Origin of the sequence: Rhodococcus sp. C1 (assembly GCF_020809065.1) — a bacterium.
GTDB lineage: Bacteria > Actinomycetota > Actinomycetes > Mycobacteriales > Mycobacteriaceae > Rhodococcus_F > Rhodococcus_F qingshengii.
The window spans coordinates 3869562-3886535 of record NZ_CP078080.1 but is presented as its reverse complement, the minus strand read 5'-3'; the positions used below and the strand labels follow the sequence as shown (position 1 = coordinate 3886535).

General features: G+C 64.1%; 16 protein-coding genes. 7 read left to right on the top strand and 9 right to left on the bottom strand.

The window, feature by feature from the left end; all coding sequences use genetic code 11:
* Positions 1 to 8 precede the first annotated feature (8 nt).
* The 7 genes from KTR60_RS17740 to KTR60_RS17710 all read right to left on the bottom strand — a co-directional run bounded on the left by KTR60_RS17740 (position 9) and on the right by KTR60_RS17710 (position 7250).
* On the bottom strand, positions 9 to 905 hold the full coding sequence (locus tag KTR60_RS17740; RefSeq protein WP_003944544.1) for a universal stress protein: 897 nt from the start codon (positions 903 to 905) through the stop codon (positions 9 to 11).
* A gap of 55 nt (positions 906 to 960) precedes the next feature.
* Positions 961 to 1737, bottom strand: a complete 777-nt coding sequence (locus KTR60_RS17735) for a DUF998 domain-containing protein (RefSeq protein WP_030536614.1) — start codon at positions 1735 to 1737, stop codon at positions 961 to 963.
* 94 nt (positions 1738 to 1831) lie between these two features.
* Positions 1832 to 2587, bottom strand: coding sequence for a sirohydrochlorin chelatase (locus KTR60_RS17730; protein ID WP_228401097.1), 756 nt, complete (start codon positions 2585 to 2587; stop codon positions 1832 to 1834).
* Positions 2588 to 2591: 4 nt separating this feature from the next.
* Positions 2592 to 3878, bottom strand: a complete 1287-nt coding sequence (locus tag KTR60_RS17725; RefSeq protein WP_020969973.1) for a sulfate adenylyltransferase subunit 1 — start codon at positions 3876 to 3878, stop codon at positions 2592 to 2594.
* On the bottom strand, positions 3878 to 4813 hold the full coding sequence (gene cysD / locus KTR60_RS17720) for a sulfate adenylyltransferase subunit CysD (RefSeq protein WP_007731054.1): 936 nt from the start codon (positions 4811 to 4813) through the stop codon (positions 3878 to 3880). Before cysD ends, KTR60_RS17725 begins: the two co-directional genes overlap by 1 nt.
* Entirely contained in the window at positions 4810 to 5523 is a 714-nt protein-coding gene (locus KTR60_RS17715) for a phosphoadenylyl-sulfate reductase (protein ID WP_047270796.1), read from the bottom strand. The genes cysD and KTR60_RS17715 overlap by 4 nt, the downstream gene beginning before the upstream one ends.
* On the bottom strand, positions 5520 to 7250 hold the full coding sequence (locus KTR60_RS17710; protein WP_042450188.1) for a nitrite/sulfite reductase: 1731 nt from the start codon (positions 7248 to 7250) through the stop codon (positions 5520 to 5522). The genes KTR60_RS17715 and KTR60_RS17710 overlap by 4 nt, the downstream gene beginning before the upstream one ends.
* Positions 7251 to 7752: 502 nt before the next feature.
* Here KTR60_RS17710 and hemW point away from each other — a divergent pair.
* Positions 7753 to 8979, top strand: a complete 1227-nt coding sequence (gene hemW / locus KTR60_RS17705; protein WP_042450186.1) for a radical SAM family heme chaperone HemW — start codon at positions 7753 to 7755, stop codon at positions 8977 to 8979.
* A 35-nt stretch (positions 8980 to 9014) separates the two neighbouring features.
* Entirely contained in the window at positions 9015 to 9635 is a 621-nt protein-coding gene (locus tag KTR60_RS17700; protein ID WP_054187696.1) for a CG0192-related protein, read from the top strand.
* Between the two features lie 26 nt (positions 9636 to 9661).
* Here the strand turns inward: KTR60_RS17700 and KTR60_RS17695 are convergent, their stop codons facing one another.
* On the bottom strand, positions 9662 to 9985 hold the full coding sequence (locus KTR60_RS17695; RefSeq protein WP_003944521.1) for a type II toxin-antitoxin system VapB family antitoxin: 324 nt from the start codon (positions 9983 to 9985) through the stop codon (positions 9662 to 9664).
* A 157-nt stretch (positions 9986 to 10142) separates the two neighbouring features.
* Here KTR60_RS17695 and hrcA point away from each other — a divergent pair, with 157 nt between their 5' ends.
* From hrcA to KTR60_RS17670, 5 genes are all read left to right on the top strand, one after another.
* Positions 10143 to 11186: a heat-inducible transcriptional repressor HrcA gene (gene hrcA / locus KTR60_RS17690; protein ID WP_003944583.1), complete on the top strand. Its 1044-nt coding sequence runs from the start codon at positions 10143 to 10145 to the stop codon at positions 11184 to 11186.
* An 80-nt stretch (positions 11187 to 11266) separates the two neighbouring features.
* Positions 11267 to 12418 (top strand): molecular chaperone DnaJ, encoded by a 1152-nt coding sequence (gene dnaJ / locus KTR60_RS17685; protein ID WP_003944460.1) that lies wholly within the window; start codon positions 11267 to 11269, stop codon positions 12416 to 12418.
* 2 nt (positions 12419 to 12420) lie between these two features.
* Positions 12421 to 13182, top strand: coding sequence for a 16S rRNA (uracil(1498)-N(3))-methyltransferase (locus tag KTR60_RS17680; RefSeq protein ID WP_125051435.1), 762 nt, complete (start codon positions 12421 to 12423; stop codon positions 13180 to 13182).
* Positions 13183 to 13305: 123 nt separating this feature from the next.
* Complete coding sequence (locus KTR60_RS17675) at positions 13306 to 14544, top strand: L,D-transpeptidase (RefSeq protein ID WP_054187678.1); 1239 nt, start codon at positions 13306 to 13308, stop codon at positions 14542 to 14544.
* A gap of 14 nt (positions 14545 to 14558) precedes the next feature.
* The gene (locus KTR60_RS17670; RefSeq protein ID WP_042924086.1) at positions 14559 to 15335 is read left to right on the top strand and encodes an alpha/beta hydrolase family protein; all 777 of its coding nucleotides are present in this window, start codon (positions 14559 to 14561) and stop codon (positions 15333 to 15335) included.
* Here KTR60_RS17670 and KTR60_RS17665 read toward each other — a convergent pair.
* Complete coding sequence (locus KTR60_RS17665; RefSeq protein WP_054187677.1) at positions 15327 to 16931, bottom strand: MFS transporter; 1605 nt, start codon at positions 16929 to 16931, stop codon at positions 15327 to 15329. The genes KTR60_RS17670 and KTR60_RS17665 overlap by 9 nt on opposite strands.
* Positions 16932 to 16974 lie beyond the last annotated feature (43 nt).

The following is a 16974-nucleotide window of genomic DNA, read 5'->3' as shown; positions in this document are numbered from 1 at the left end:
AGACGAGTTCAGCCCTCTCGGCAGACGAGGACCGGGCACTGGGCGTGGTGGATGAGGCTCTGACTGGTCGATCCGACTATCGACGCCATGAACGGGCTGCGGCCGTGGCTACCGACGACTACGAGTTGCGCTTCCGCCGAGTGCTCGAGCAGTGCCTTCATCGGTCCGCTGCGCTGGACACTCCGGGTGACTTCGACATCGGGGTACTTCTCCGTCCAGCCGGCGAGGCACTCGGACAGCAGTGCATGCTCATGCTGTTCGTACGGTCCCCAGTCGACGAAGCGCCTGGCTTCGGAGTACCCGCCCAGCGAGGCGTGCTCGTTCCACGTGTGGACCGCAACCAAAGGTGCGCCGAGGAACGCGGCAAATTCGAAGGCATGCGCGACGGCGAGTTCGCTGAGCTTGCTCCCGTCGACGCCGACGACGATGGGCCTGGTGTCGGCCATCGCGTGATCACCCGTACCGCGGAATACGGCCACGGGACAGTGCGCGCGGTTGACCACCCGAATGGTGTCGGATCCGAGAAACACGGACTGCATTTCGCTGGTGCCGGCCTGACCCAGTGCAACGATGCGAGCCGACTTCGAGAGTTCGACGAGTGTGGTTGCGGGAGTACCGGTCACGAGGCCACGTTCGACGGTGACGTCGGTGTGATCATCGCGGATGGCGTCCTCGGCCTCGTCGAGCAGTTTTGCACCCTCGACGCGAAGGTGGTGGTCGAACATCTCTTCGTCGGTGACGTTGGTACCGCCACCGGACTCGGGTTGTCCTGGCAGCACGTGGGTCAGGCGAAGTGGTTCGTCGAATCTCTTTGCAGCCGAAGCTGCCCACCTCGCGGCGTTGACCGCGCTTGCCGAGCCGTCGATACCGGCCACGATTCCGTGTCGAACAGATGCACTGGTCATGGAAGTCTCCTCGCGTCGCCTCCTTACCAGTGTGTCCCTGCTCACCCCCGGTTCGCTACAAACCGGTCAGCTCCCGTGGTGCGAGAACGTCGGTGGGCACTGCCGCGCGAGATCGACGCGGGCGCAACGACAACAGAGCGGTGATGAATCCGTTACCGGACAGTGTCAGTTCCACGTTCTTCAACACGGTTCGGCGCATCAACGCGAGCAGGGCCGCGACGCCGGTGACGGCCATCCACATAGGCAGCGGGTACAGCGTCAGGCGTTCACCAAGGCCGAAAGTGAGGGTTCGTCCGAGAAGCAGTACGGCACCGACGATTCCGGTAGCCGCGCACAGCCCTGACCACACTGCGATCCATTTGCTGTGCTTCCAGAATTGAATTGCCATGAGGACGAGAACGGCATGACGTGCGACGAAGCCGGGAAGTACGGCGGTCCAATGAACGAAGGTCCCGTCGTTCGCCGGGAAGAGGCCGGTGGCCGCGGTGCTCAATGCAACGACGACGGCAAGACCGAGAATCCACTTCTTCGCACGACCGTCCGGAATGTACTTGTGCAGCAAGGCCGCACCGAGGATGGTGAGCGCACCGAGGATCATGAAGGCCGCGTTCATCACGTCGTGCATCGGCGAACATGAATCCACGCTGCATGTCGTCACGCCCAGCGAACTGATGGAGTCGCGCGCGAAGCTGTACGGCGTCTTCCATGCTCCGGCTGTGAAGATTTCGACAAGCAGGTAGAGCACCGACAGGACCCATGCGATGCCGGCTGTGCCGAGGCGAAGATTGTGAGTGATGGTGTTCCCTCTCGCGGCGCTCTGAGGGGATTGCACCCAAAGATCTGTTTCGCAGGCGAAGGAGGTACCTTCGCGAGCTGGACAGATCCAACACTACGGTAACAATCTGATAACGGCCTGTGAAACCGGATCAGGCGGAGCGGACCAGACGGCCGGGTAGTGTATCAGCGACTTGTCGGTAACGGTCGATCATCGTTTCGATCAGTAGAGAGTGCCCACCGATCGTGTCGGCGAAACGCGCGCGCGGACATGCAGTTGCTGCGGCAGCGCTGAGTCGATCGGTCAGTAGGCCGGGAGCCAAGAACCACGGCGCGACGACAACACGTTCGGCGCCGTCCTGCTCGAGTGCGGAGATCGCCTGGGTAACTGTCGGTTCCGCGGATGTCGCGAAACAGATTCGAACGCCCGACCAGTTGGTTCCGCCGAGGAGAGTGGACGCCAATTCTGCGGTCGCGGCATTGGCGCGCGCGTCGGACGAGCCGACTGCCGCAAGAGCGACACCGACCGACGGATCGTCCGGCCGGGCACCCACTTCGAGAATTCGCTCGCGTACTGCCTCGATCAGCCGAGCATCGCGACCCAGCACGTCTGCTTGGAACACGGTCAACTGGGGGTGGCGTGTCGCGGCAGCGGCCAAGAGTCCGGGCAGATCTACCCGGGCGTGGAAGGCATTGCCCAGCAGCATCGGAACAACAACGGCGTGAGTGTGGCCGTCGTGTGCAACTCCGTCCAGGACCTGATCGATGGACGGTGCATTGAGGTCGAGGAACGCCAGCCGGACATCGAGGTCTGGCCGGACTTCACGAAGAGCTGCCACAGCAGCCGCGATCACCCGAGCAGAACGGGGGTCACGGCTGCCGTGCGCAACAGCGATGAGCGGAACCATCGACTTAGACGCGCTCGCCCAATTCGACAGCGGAAATGACGTCGCCCACCAGGCCGGCTGCGAGAGTGTTTCCACCAGCGGGATCGATCAGCAGGAAGCTGCCGGTGTGGCGGTTGACGGCGTAGTCGTCAGCCACGATCGGCTCGGCCACCCGGATCGAGATCTTGCCGATCTCGTTGAGCTCGAGAGTGTCCGGGCCCTGATCCGTGGTGAGGTCCTGCTCGTTGAAGCGTTCCACCAAGCTGCCCACGATGGCCTGCGTCGTTCGCGTGCCGTGCTTGAGCAGCAGACGTGCACCGGGGCGCAGCGACTTCTCGGCCAGCCAGCAGACAGTGGCGTCGAATTCGCCGATCGGCTCGGGTGCGTCGGACGGCGATGCGATGGTGTCGCCGCGTGAGACGTCGACGTCGTCGGCCAGGATCAGCGTGACGCTGCGTCCGGCGTGGGCGACGTCCAGTTCGCCGTCGGCCGTGTCGATACGTGTGACGGTGGTGCGCGTACCCGAGGGCAGGATCACCACTTCGTCGCCGGGCACGACGGAACCGGCAGCGACCTGACCGGCGTAGCCGCGGTAGTCGAGGAACTCTGCGGTGCGGGGGCGGATCACGTACTGCACCGGGAAACGCAGACCGACGCGATGTGGCTCGGCGTCGACCGGAATCGACTCGAGGTGCTCGATCAGTGTGGGGCCGGTGTAGTACGGGGTCTTGTCGGAGCGGATGGCGACGTTGTCACCGTGCAGTGCCGACACCGGGATCTCGACGACGTCTTCGCTTGCCCAGCCAAGTGAGCTGGTGAGTTCGTTGAACTCGGCGGAGATCGAGGTGAAGACCTCTTCGGGGTTCTCGACGAGGTCGATCTTGTTCACGGCGAGAACGAGCTTCGGGACACCGAGCAACGCGAGAACCGCTGCGTGCCTGCGAGTCTGCGCGATGACGCCCTTGCGAGCATCGACCAGCAGGATCACGAGCTGAGCCGTCGAGGCACCGGAGACCGTGTTGCGGGTGTACTGCACGTGGCCCGGTGTATCGGCGAGCACGAAGGTGCGCTTGGGGGTCGCAAAGTAGCGGTACGCCACGTCGATGGTGATGCCCTGCTCACGCTCGGCGCGCAGTCCGTCCACCAGGAGCGAGAGGTCAGGGGTGTCGAGACCGCGGTCCACCGACGCACGGGTCACGGCGTCGATCTGGTCGGCGAGAACGGATTTCGTGTCGTACAACAGACGGCCCACGAGGGTGGACTTTCCGTCGTCGACGCTGCCGGCAGTTGCCAGTCTGAGCAGATCGCTCATCAGAAGTAGCCCTCTCGCTTGCGGTCTTCCATGGCCGCTTCGGAAACTCGGTCGTCGCCACGGGTCGCGCCGCGCTCGGTCAAACGTGATGCCGCAACCTCGGCCAGGATGGCCTCGTTGTCAGCGGCATCGGAGAGGACTGCGCCGGTGGTCGAACCGTCGCCGACGGTGCGGTAACGCACCGAAAGGGTCTGCAGCTCTTCGCCGTCAGCCGGTCCACCCCAGACGCCGGGCGTCATCCACATGCCGTCGCGCTGGTACACCGGACGCTGGTGGGCGTAGTAGATGCTGGCGAGTTCGACGTTGTCGCGGGCGATGTAACGCCAGATGTCCAGCTCGGTGAAGTTGCTGAGCGGGAAGACGCGCACCTGCTCGCCGGGGGAGTGGCGACCGTTGTACAGGTTCCACAGTTCCGGGCGCTGCTTCTTGGGGTCCCACTGACCGAAAGCGTTGCGCAGCGAGAAGATCCGCTCCTTGGCGCGGGCCCGCTCCTCGTCGCGGCGAGCGCCACCGAAGACGGCGTCGAAGCGGTTCTCGGAGATCGCGTCCAGCAACGGCACGGTCTGCAGAGGATTGCGGATACCGTCGGGACGCTCGGTGAGGCGGCCGTCCGCGATGTACTCCTCGACGCTGGCCACGTGCAGGCGCAGGTTGTACTTGGCCACCACGTGGTCGCGGAAGTCGAGGACTTCCTGCAGGTTGTGGCCGGTGTCGACATGCAGCAGGGTGAACGGCAACGGCGCAGGCCAGAATGCCTTGATCGCCAGGTGCAGCAGCACGGTGGAGTCCTTACCGCCCGAGAAGAGAATGACCGGGCGTTCGAACTCGCCGGCCACCTCTCGGAAGATGTGGATCGCTTCGGACTCGAGGGCATCGAGAGTATCGAACTGTGTGCCGTCGAGCTGAGGCCGCGAAGGTGTCAAGTCAACTGTCATGATGCGTGCAACCCGCATTCTGTCTTGGAGGCACCGGCCCAACGACCGCTACGCGGATCGCTGCCGGGGGCTGGCTTGCTGGTGCAGGGTGCGCAGCCGATGGACGGATATCCCTCGTCGACAAGGGGATTGACGAGGATGGAATTGGTATCGATGTAGTTCTGCATCTCCTCGTCCGACCAGGGAGCGATCGGGTTGATCTTCACGAGTCCGAAGGCTTCGTCGAAGGAGATCAGGGGAGCGTTGGCGCGGGTGGGCGCTTCGACGCGGCGGATGCCGGTCACCCACGCGCTGTACCCGGACAGTGTCTGCTTGAGCGGCGCGACTTTGCGTAGTGCGCAGCAGCGGTTGGGATCACGGGCGAACAGATCCTTGCCCTCGGCGACATCCTGCTCGGCGACGCTTGCCAGCGCACGAGCGTTGATGACGTTGACGCCGTACACCTGCTCGACCGCGTCACGCGTGCCGATGGTTTCCGGGAAGTGGTAGCCGGTGTCGAGGAAGAGTACGTCGACGCCCGGATGCACCTGTGCGGCAAGGTGAACCAACACCCCGTCCTGCATGTTCGACGCCACGATGTACGAGTCACCGAACGTGTCCTCGGTCCACTGCAACAGTTCCTGTGCGCTGGCTCCGTCGAGTTCTATTGCACCGCGCTCGGCGATGGACCGAAGCTCGTCGGCAGTTGCTCGCGAAATGTCCACTGTCATCGCAAATCTCCTTCGTCTGCGCGCACTGCCCATTCGGCGAACCGTTCACCTTCGTTGCGGTTCTTGACGAACTGACGTACGACGCGGTCGATGTAGTCACCCATCTCGACGCTGGTGACCTTGTGCTGGCGCAGCTTGCGTCCGAAGGCGCTGTCGAATCCGAGGCTGCCTCCCAGGTGAACCTGGAAACCCTCGACTTGATTCCCCTCACCGTCGTCGACGAGCTGGCCCTTGAAGCCGATGTCGGCGATCTGCGAGCGAGCGCAGGAGTTGGGGCAACCGTTGATGTTGATGGTGATCGGCACGTCGAGCTGGCTGTTGATGTCGGCAAGACGCTGTTCGAGTTCGGGCACGAGCACCTGCGAACGCTTGCGGGTCTCGGCGAACGAGAGCTTGCAGAACTCGATGCCGGAGCAGGCCATCAGGTTCTTGCGCCAGTGCGACGGACGGGCGGGAAGACCCAGCGCGTCGAGATCGGCGATGAGCGGCTCGAGCGTCTCGTCGGCGACGTCGAGGATGATCAGCTTCTGGTACGGAGTGAAGCGGATCCGGTCGCTGCCGGCCTTCTCGGCGGCGTCGGCGACCTGAGCCAGGATGTCTCCCGAGACGCGGCCGGCGATCGGAGCGAAACCGACTGCGTTGTGGCCGTTGCGGGTCTTCTGGATACCGACGTGATCGATCGGGCGCTTGGGCTTCTCGGGCGCGGGGCCGTCGATGAGCGGACGCTTCAGGTACTCGGTCTCGAGAACCTCGCGGAACTTCTCGATACCCCAGTCCTTGACGAGGAACTTGAGCCTGGCCTTCGCGCGCAGACGGCGGTAGCCGTAGTCACGGAAGATCGAGACGACGCCCTCCCAGACATCGGGGACCTCGTCGAGCGGAATCCAGGCGCCGACGCGCTGCGCCAGCATCGGGTTGGTGGACAGTCCGCCGCCGACCCAGAGGTCGAGGCCCGGGCCGTGCTCGGGGTGGTTCACGCCGATGAAGGCGATGTCGTTGATCTCGTGAACAACATCCTGCTGACCGGAGATAGCGGTCTTGAACTTGCGCGGCAGGTTGGAGTACTTGGGGTCGCCGATGTAGCGGCGCACGATCTCGTCGATCGCCGGGGTGGGATCGAGGACCTCGTCGAGCGATTCGCCGGCCAGGGGAGAACCGAGGACGACGCGAGGGCAGTCACCGCACGCTTCGGTGGTCTTGAGCCCGACGGCTTCGAGGCGCTTCCAGATCTCCGGGACGTTCTCGACTTCGATCCAGTGGAACTGAACGTTCTCACGGTCCGACAGGTCGGCGGTGTTCCGGCCGAATTCCTTCGAGATACCGGCGATGGTGCGCAGCTGCTCGACGTTCAGAGCGCCGGCGTCGCAACGCACGCGCATCATGAAGTACTTGGCCTCGAGCAGGTCAATGTTCTCGTCGCCGGTGAAGGTGCCGTCGTAGCCTTCTTCGCGCTGGGTGTAGAGACCCCACCAGCGGAAGCGGCCGCGAAGGTCGCCCTTGTCGATGCTGTCGAAGCCCTGCTTGGAGTAGATGTTCTCGATGCGGGCCCGAACGTTGAGCGGGTTGTCGTCCTTCTTGGCCTGCTCGTTGGCGTTGAGAGGCTCGCGGTAACCGAGGGCCCACTGACCTTCGGCGCGACGCTTGGCGGGACGCGCAGCGCGTGCAGGCCGGGCTTCGGCAGCTGCTGCCGAATCGGCGGGTGTGGCGGCGTCGGTGGTCGACGTCATCGATGAACTCCTGGATCTGGGCGGTTGATCGGCACGCGGCACGCACTATCGATGAACTGTGGCGGTGTCTGATCGGGACGCACCGGTCCGTGTCGGAAATCGAGGGGGCTGTCCTCGGTCTCGGAAAGCTCGCGGCCGGCAGGTGTGCTCACGAAAACGAACAGCTGGAGAAGCTGCGTCCCTGAAAAGGCATGTCTCTGCAGAGAGTGTTTCGGTGAAGCAGATGGAGATGAGCGGGAAAGGCTGGAAGATCAGTGAAAGATCAACAGCTACACAGGTGCAGACACGACGAGCTGCACACACGCTTGAAGTCGACATGGCGACGCGCCACAAGTCGCACTCCGAGTCCGGTCATGCGGTCCATTGTGCCACGTCAACTCGATAATTCCGACTCGGGCGCATATTTCCACGAAAAACGGGGGAAATATCGAGTTCAAGCCGTACGCCGACCTGCATCGCAGGCTGAATAGGTGTGCGTTCCGGATGCTGGGACACTGGAGGTGTGAATGCCACCAGCACGACTCCCACTCGACAGAGCGAGGCGACGCCCTTCGCCTTGCCCGCGCGATCGCTCGAGGGTGTCGGGAAACGGCCGTTCGGGATCTACATCCACGTCCCGTTCTGTGCCACCAGGTGTGGGTACTGCGATTTCAACACCTACACGGCCGGTGAGCTCGGAACCTCGGCGTCGCCGCAGTCGTGGCTGGAGGGTCTGCGGCGCGAACTCGATCTCGCGGCCGAGATGACGGGCGCCCCGGCGGCGGAGACGGTGTTCGTGGGCGGTGGAACGCCGTCGCTGCTCGGTGGCGACGGATTGTCCGACGTGCTGTCGGCGGTGCGGAGCAGCTTCGGCTTGGCGTCCGGCGCCGAAGTGACCACGGAATCGAACCCCGAATCGACGTCGCCGGAGTTCTTCGGTGCTCTCCGCAGTGCGGGATTCACCCGGATTTCCCTCGGCATGCAGTCGGCCGCCCAGCACGTTCTGAAGATCCTCGACCGCACCCACACTCCCGGTCGCGCCGTCGCTGCCGCGAAAGAGGCTCGCGCAGCTGGTTTTTCGCACGTGAACTTGGATTTGATCTATGGAACGCCAGGGGAGCGCGATCAAGATCTGGACGCCTCTCTCGATGCGGTTCTCTCCGCCGATGTCGATCACGTCTCGGCCTACGCGTTGATCGTCGAGGACGGCACCGCCATGGCTCGCAAGGTCAGGCGCGGCGAGCTGCCCGCCCCGGACGACGACGTGCTGGCCTCGCGGTACGAACGAATCGATTCACGCCTGTCCGAGGCAGGCTTGCGGTGGTACGAGGTCTCCAACTGGGCAAAGGCGGAAACCGCGGACTCCGGTGACACCCGGTGTCGTCACAACCTCGGCTACTGGGACGGCGGTGACTGGTGGGGTGCCGGTCCGGGCGCGCACAGCCACGTCGGCGGAGTGCGGTGGTGGAACGTCAAGCACCCGGCGCGGTACGCGGAACAGTTGGCGCTCGGCGAACTTCCCGTCGGCGGCAGCGAAGAACTGACCGCCGAGGACGAACACATGGAGCGAGTCATGCTGACCGCACGGTTGCGTACGGGACTTCCGTTGTCGGAACTGTCTGCATCCGAACGTCTTTCGGCCGAACAGGTGGTAGTCGACGGGTTGGCCGTGATCGAGAACGATCACGTGGTTCTCACCGACCGTGGTCGCCTGCTCGCCGATGCGGTGATTCGCACGATCCTGACCTGACGCGCAACCATCCTTCGCCGCGTAACGTGGCCGTGGTGGCCATCATTCATCGTGCGCAGCTGAATCCGTCCAAGAACGACCTGCTCCGAGCGTGGGTGCCCAAGCAGCCGTGGCTCGGGTCGGTCGACTGTTCGACGCTCGAACGCGTCGACGCCTATCGTTTCGACGACCCGGACGGTGAGGTCGGAATCGAGACGCACCTGATGCGCTCTGCCGACGGTCGAATTCTTCAGGTCCCGCTCACTTATCGTGGTGCTCCGCTGGACGGGGCGGAGACCGCGCTGATCGCGACCATGGATCATTCGGTACTCGGCGAACGGTGGGTGTACGACGCATGCTGTGATCCGGTCTACGTCAGCGCGGTGGCGACCGCGATTCTGACGGGTGGGGCCGGAGTCGAACTGGTCTTCGCGGACACCGCCGATCACATCCCCGTGACGGCTCACGTAGTAGGCAGCGGTACGGCCGGCGCTTCCGTACCGGCAGTGGAATCCGTGACCTGCTCGACAGTCGGCACCGACACGATCATCCGCGCGGGAAGCCTGGAACTGACTGTGGCGAGAGTGATCGACGCAGATCGAGTGTCAGGCTCGGCAACGCTCACCGGAACCTGGCCGGGGCAGACGAATCCCGCACTGCTCGCGTTCGTCGGTTGAGTCTCGGTACCCGAGTCGCGTGAGCGTCAGCGGACTCCCTCGATGACACCGGGCATCGCGTCGAAGTCGAAGACACGCGCGTGCAGCACGACGCGGTTTCGCAGGGCCGAACGAACCGCTCGGTGCAGACCGTCCTCGAGGTAGAGAGTGCCGCGCCACTGCACTGCGTGCGGGAACAGATCGCCGTAGAAGGTCGAGTCCTCCGACAGCAGGCGATCGAGTTCGAGGACCTTCGTGGTGGTCACGATCTCGTCGAGTCGAACCTGACGTGGAGGGAACTTCGACCAGTCGCGTAGAGACAGTCCGTGATCGGGATACGGTTTGCCGTCCATCACGCCTTTGAAGATCATGTGCCGCCTTGTCCATGGTTGTGCGATCGACCTTTCGCCGATCTCACTCCACAGTAAGGGCAACAGCCGTCTCTGGCGCTCGGGCGATTAGACTGCCAGTGGAAACCGATGTGTAAATGTCGGCGTTCGTTCTTTTCAGGAAACGGAGGTGGCAACGATGTCGAGTACCGACGACAGGCGTTTCGAGGTCTTACGTGCAATCGTGGCCGATTACGTCTCCACCCAGGACCCGGTGGGATCCAAGGCACTGGTCGAGCGTCACAACCTCGGAGTGTCGAGCGCCACTGTGCGCAACGACATGGCATTCCTCGAGGCCGAGGGCTACATCGCCCAACCGCACACCAGTTCCGGCCGCGTCCCCACCGACAAGGGATACCGCGAATTCGTCGATCGCATCGCCGACGTCAAGCCCATGTCCGGGCCCGAGCGTCGAGCGATCCTCGAGTTCTTGGAGTCGGGTGTCGACCTCGACGACGTTCTGCGTCGTGGTGTGCGACTGCTCGCGCAACTGACCCGTCAGGTCGCGGTTGTCCAGTACCCGTCGCTGTCCGCGTCGTCGGTTCGCCACCTCGAGGTGGTCGCTTTGACGCCGGCGCGCCTGCTTCTCGTTCTCATCACCGATTCCGGCCGCGTCGATCAGCGAATCGTCGAACTCGGAGACGTCCTCGAAGACGAAGACCTTTCCCGGTTGCGCACGCTTCTCGGCGGAGCACTGGAAGGAAAGCGCCTGGCCGCCGCGTCGATTGCCGTGGCGGAACTGGCCGACGAGTCTCCGGCCGACCTTCGCGACGCCGTGATCCGCTCGGCAACGGTTCTGGTCGAGACCCTGGTCGAGCATCCGGAAGATCGCCTCGTTCTGGGCGGAACCTCGAATCTCACGCGCAACGCCGCCGATTTCTCCGGTCTGGCCGGCTTCCCCGGTTCGCTGCGCGCAGTGCTCGAAGCACTGGAAGAGCAGGTAGTGGTCCTCAAACTGCTCGCTGCGACGCAGAACTCCGGCACGGTCACCGTTCAGATCGGTGAAGAGACGCAGGTCGAACAGATGCGCGGAACCTCCGTGATTTCGACTGGCTACGGCGCGGCCGGTACCGTTTTCGGTGGTGTCGGTGTGCTCGGACCCACTCGGATGGACTATCCGGGAACAATTGCATCGGTTGCCGCCGTTGCCAGATACATCGGCGAAGTTCTCTCCGAGCGATGACGGACGTCGACATTCGTCGGCACGCCTCCTCGCGAGGACTGAGGAAAACCTAGAAGTAAGAGAAGGACGAGAGACTCAACGTGGCACGGGATTACTACGGATTGCTCGGCGTCGACAAGAACGCGACAGACCAGGAGCTCAAGCGCGCTTACCGCAAGCTGGCACGCGAACTGCACCCGGACGTCAACCCTGACGAGGCGGCGCAGGCCAAGTTCAAGGAGATCTCGACGGCCTACGAGGTCCTGACCGACCCGGAGAAGCGTCGCATCGTCGATCTCGGCGGAGACCCGCTCGAGTCCGGTGGTGGCGGCGGTGGTGGCTTCGGCGGCGGATTCGGTGGCGGCGGCCTCGGCGACGTCTTCGAAGCATTCTTCGGCGGCGGTGGCGGCGCAGGTCGTGGGCCGCGCGGTCGCGTTCAGCCCGGAGCCGACTCGTTGCTTCGCACCAAGCTGACCCTCGCAGAATGTGCGACGGGAGTCAGCAAGCACGTGACCGTCGAGACGGCCATTCTGTGCGACAGCTGCACCGGAGCCGGAACCAACGGCGACTCCAAGCCTGTCCGCTGTGAGACCTGCAACGGTGCCGGCGAAGTTCAATCCATCCAGCGCTCGTTCCTCGGTCAGGTCATGACCTCGCGTCCCTGCCCGACGTGCCGCGGTGCCGGTGAGACCATCCCGGATCCCTGCCACAAGTGTGGCGGCGACGGCCGAGTTCGGGCCAAGCGTGACATCACCGTGAAGGTTCCCGCGGGCGTCGCCGGTGGCATGCGTATCCGTTTGACCGCGCAGGGTGAAGTGGGCCCGGGCGGCGGACACCCCGGCGACCTCTACGTCGAGATCGTCGAGCAGCAGCACGACGTCTTCGTTCGAGACGGTGAAGACCTGCACTGCACGATCCGCGTTCCGATGGTCGACGCAGCGCTCGGTACGACTGTCACCGTCGACACCATCATCGACGGCCCCAAGGAAATCACCATCGAGCCAGGCACCCAGCCCGGACACGTTGCTGTTCTTCGCGGTCATGGCATGCCGAAACTGCGGTCGGGAGTGCGCGGCGACGTGCACGCTCACCTCGAGGTGGTCATCCCGAGCCGTCTCGATCACAAGCAGTCCAAGCTGCTCAAGGAATTCAAGCTGCTCCGCGATCGTGACGAGGCCGAGGTTGTCTCGACGGCCTCGCAGAACAGCGGTGGATTGTTCTCGCGTCTTCGCGAAGCATTCAGCGGCCGCTGACGGTGGCCGCAACGGTCTTCTTTCTCGACCCGGTTCCCGGCGTCGGTGAAATCGCAGTTCTGGACGGACAGGAGGGTCGCCACGCGGCCACTGTCCGCCGGATCGGCGTCGGCGAGCGATTGGTGTTGGCCGACGGCCGTGGCCGGGTGGCCGACGCCGAGGTGACGAGCGTCGGCAAGGACCGCCTGGAACTGTTGGTCAGTGACGTTCAGGTTCTCGAGCAGCCCAAGCCGTTGGTGACCCTCGTTCAGGCACTTCCCAAGGCCGAGCGTTCCGAGTTGGCCGTCGAACTGGCGACCGAGGCGGGGATCGACGCGGTGATCCCGTGGCAGTCCTTGCGTTGTGTCGCCAAGTGGGAGGGCCCCAAGCTCGCCAAGGGCGTCGCACGCTGGCGAAGTGCGGCAGTGTCTGCGGCAAAGCAGTCCAGACGCGCGTTCGTCCCGGAAATTGCGGAACTGCACAAGACGCCGGCGGTGATCGCGTTGGTTCGTGACGCCGTTGCCCGTGGCGCTGTGGTTGCGGTGCTTCACGAATCGGCGACGACGCCGTTGGCCGGTTTGCCGCTGGCGAGCGCGGACGAGGTATTTCTGGTTGTCGGTCCCGAAGGTGGGCTGGACGATTCGGAGATCAACGCGTTGTCGGAGGCCGGGGCCACTCCGGTGCTTCTCGGCCCGACGGTCCTGCGCACGTCGACCGCCGGGGCTGTTGCTCTGGGCGCGATCGGAGTGCTGACCGATCGCTGGGGACCACGGCCACTGCACTGATCTTGTTGTGATCCCGAGCTGAATCGGATCCGGCGCTCAGCGAAGTGTCAGATTTGCGCACTATCGTAAGGACGTCGGGGGTCGCCTTCGGCGTGAGTTGGTTCGGGGATTTCAGGAGGCCAGATGTTGTCACGTGCGCATATGCGAATCGTTGGAGCGGTGTGTGCCGCGGCGGCGTTGATGCTCGTCGCGGGGTGCACGGTCTCCACCGGAGACAACACGGGTTCCTCCAGCAGCGCCGTCACCACTACCCCGACCAGCGAGGCGCTCGTCACCGTCACACCGGCGGACGGCGGAACTCCGGTGAGTCCACTCGACCCCATCGAGGTCCAGGTCGCGAAGGGAACACTGACGACCGTCGCGCTGACCAATCCCGAGGGTAAGGAAGTCGCCGGTATCACCACGCCGGACAAGACGTCCTGGAAACCGAGCGAACCACTCGGATACGGCAAGACTTACAAGCTGGTCGTCGACGTCGTCGACGCGAATGGTGTTGCCACGACCAAGAACACGACGCTGACCACCGTCGCGCCGAGTAACCAGACCCGGGCGTACATCAACACCACCGGTGGCGCCTCGATATCGGACGGTGGCACGTACGGTGTCGGCACCGTCGTCGCCGTTCATTTCGACGAGTTGATCGGTGACAAGGCCGCGGCCGAGAAGTCTCTGCTGGTCACAACCAATCCGCCCGTACAGGGATCGTGGTACTGGGTCGACGGTCAGAACGTTCACTGGCGACCGCAGAACTACTACGCACCAGGCACGACGGTCTCGGTGAATGCGAACATCTACGGCAAGCAGCTCGGCAACGGACTGTACGGCCAGCAGGACGACACCGTGTCCTTCAAAATCGGCGACTCCCACGTCTCGGTCGCCGACGACAACACCAAGATGGTGACCGTCTACGAAAACGGTCAGGTGATCAAGGAAATGCCGACCTCGATGGGAATGGGCGGCACCGAGACGATCGGCGGCACGACGCTCTCGTTCTGGACCCAGCCCGGCACGTACACCGTGATGGACAAGGCCAACCCCGTCATCATGGATTCGTCGACCTACGGTCTGCCGATCAACTCGCGCCTCGGCTACAAGGAATCCATCAACTGGGCCACCCGCATCAGCACCGACGGTATCTATCTTCACGAGTTGGAGAGCACCGTCTGGGCGCAGGGAAACACCGACACCTCGCACGGTTGCCTCAATCTCAGTGCGGCCAATGCCAAATGGTTCTTCGATTTCTCGCAGCCGGGAGATGTCGTCGAGATCAAGAACACCGGCGGCGCTCCGCTGGAGGTGTGGCAGAACGGCGACTGGACCCTTTCCTGGGCAGACTGGGCCGCAGGCAGCGCCCTCGCCTGAGATAGATTTCCTCGGTGCCTCGATTCAAGATTCCGTACGGCCGACACGAGCAGCAGTTCGGGCATCTCTACGTTCCCGACGGAGTCGCTGACGGCCCGATCCCGGTCGTCATGCAGATCCACGGCGGCTTCTGGAGCGGGCAGTACGGATTGACTCTGGGCACCGCATTTGCCGTCGAACTCGCGCGGCACGGCGTCGCGGTGTGGAACATCGAATACCGCCGTCTCGGGGCGGGCGGTGGTTGGCCGGAGATGTCCGCCGACGTGAAAACGGCGTACGACGAAATCCCCGGACTGGTTGCCGGGAAGTCCTCGGCCGAATTGGATCTGAATCAGATTCGCTTGCTCGGGCATTCGGCCGGAGGACATCTTGCAGTGTGGCTGGCGGGGGAGAAGGACACGTTCACCCGGCCTGAACGGGTCATCGCACAGGCGGCCGCACTCGATCTGGCGTCGGCAGGCGAGCGTGGACGACGGATCAGCTTCATCGAGGATCTGTTCGGCGTTCCGTTCGACGCGGACCCGGATCTGTATCGCAGTGCGTCGCCGCAGCATCGATTGCCGATCGGCGTCCCCGTTGTGTGCGTCACGGGTGCGGAGGATCTGCAGGTGCCGGCCAAGGTGAGCTCCCGGTACGCGAAAGCCGCGGAAGCGGCTGGTGATCCCGTGGCACTGCGTGTGATCGAGGGCGAAGGACACGACGCATTTCTCTCACCCTCGACCGAGTCGTGGCGGGTCTCCCGCGAGTTGGTTCTCGCCGAAGACCCGCTGGCTCCGAGCACGTCAGACTGACGCGGGGTCCACTTCCACAGGGGCCTTCTTGCCCGGCAGGATGAACGCCACGACAACTGCCCCCACGAACAGTGCAAGACCGCCCGCCCAACTGGCCGCCGAAATCGCGTCGGCGTAGGCACTGCCTGCGGCGTCGAGCAACGGCCCTGCCTGAGCTGCAGCCAACGGGTTGCCTGCCATCTCTTCGGCGACCAACGAAGCGCCGCCGACGGATTCGCCCGACACCTCCATCGCGTACGCGGCCTGTTGTGCAAGTTCGCCCGTCAACTGCGGAACCTGCATTCCATCGATGAATCCGGCAATCGAATCCTTGTAGCTCGCAGCGAGGATCGAGCCGAGGATCGCGATACCCAGCGAGCCGCCGAGTTCGATGGCGGTGTCGTTGAGGCCACCCGCAGCACCGAGATCGTCCTCGGAGAAGTTGTCCATGATGGCGTCGGTGGCCGGCGGTTCGCTGAGACCGATGCCCAGGCCGAGCAGGATCAGTGGGACTGCGAACATCCAGTAGCCCGAATCGCCGTCGACCTGCGTGAGAATCAGAACGCCGATCGCGGCGACCACCATGCCGCCGACGATGGATGCCCGGACGCCGATCAGCGGAGTGATCCGCCCACTGACAACGGCGCCGATCGAAACGGCAATTGCCAAGGGCAGCAGACGAACACCGGTTTCGAGTGCGCCGTAGCCGAGGATGAACTGGAACTGCTGTGAGATGAAGTAGATGGCGCCGAAGGCGGCCAGGAACAGCAGAAGTACGGCGAGCGTCGCGCCGCCGACCATGCGCTGGCCGAGCTTACGGACGTCGAGCAGTGGCTGCGGGTGACGCAGTTCCCAGACGACGAACGAGACGAGGCCGATCGCAGCGAGTACGGCGGCACCGATGGGTCCGCCGGTCCACCCGAAGTGGAATCCGTTGATGATCGAGTACACGAGCGAGCCAATGGTGACCACCGAGAGTGCGCCGCCGATCCAGTCGATCCGGCCCAGGTGCTCGGCCTTGCTCGGCGGCACCAGAATTACGGCGGCGACGGCAGCGACTGCGGCGATCGGGACGTTGATCAGGAAAGTGATGCTCCAGGAATGACTGTCGAGAATCCATCCGGCCAACAGCGGACCGAGTGCAATCGCGAGACCCGATGTCGCCGCCCACGCCGCGATGGCGCGTGATCGCTCCGCTTTGGGAAAGGTAGCGACCAGAAGCGAAAGCGTCGCGGGCATGATGATCGCGGCGCCGACGCCCATGATCATTCGTGCCGCGATGACGGCGTTGGTGGTGTCCGCGATGCTGCCGAAGACGGCGCCGCCGGCGAACACGGCGAGTCCGGCGAGAAGTGCGCCGCGGCGACTGTACTTGTCACCGATCACGCCGAACAGCAGCATCAATGCGGCGTAGGGGACGGTGTAGCCGTCGATGACCCATTGAAGTTGCGTGCTGGTGAGGCCGAGGTCTCTGGTCATGTCCGGCGCCGCGACGATCAGCGCGGTATTCGCCATCACGACGATCAGCAGACTCAGGCACAACACCCCGAGCGCGGCCCACCGCCGTGAGTACGGCTGGTCCATCTCCGAGACAGGTTTGCTCATGAGTGTCGTCATGACGCGACTCCGTTCCTGATGATCGAAGACACTCCTCGATCTA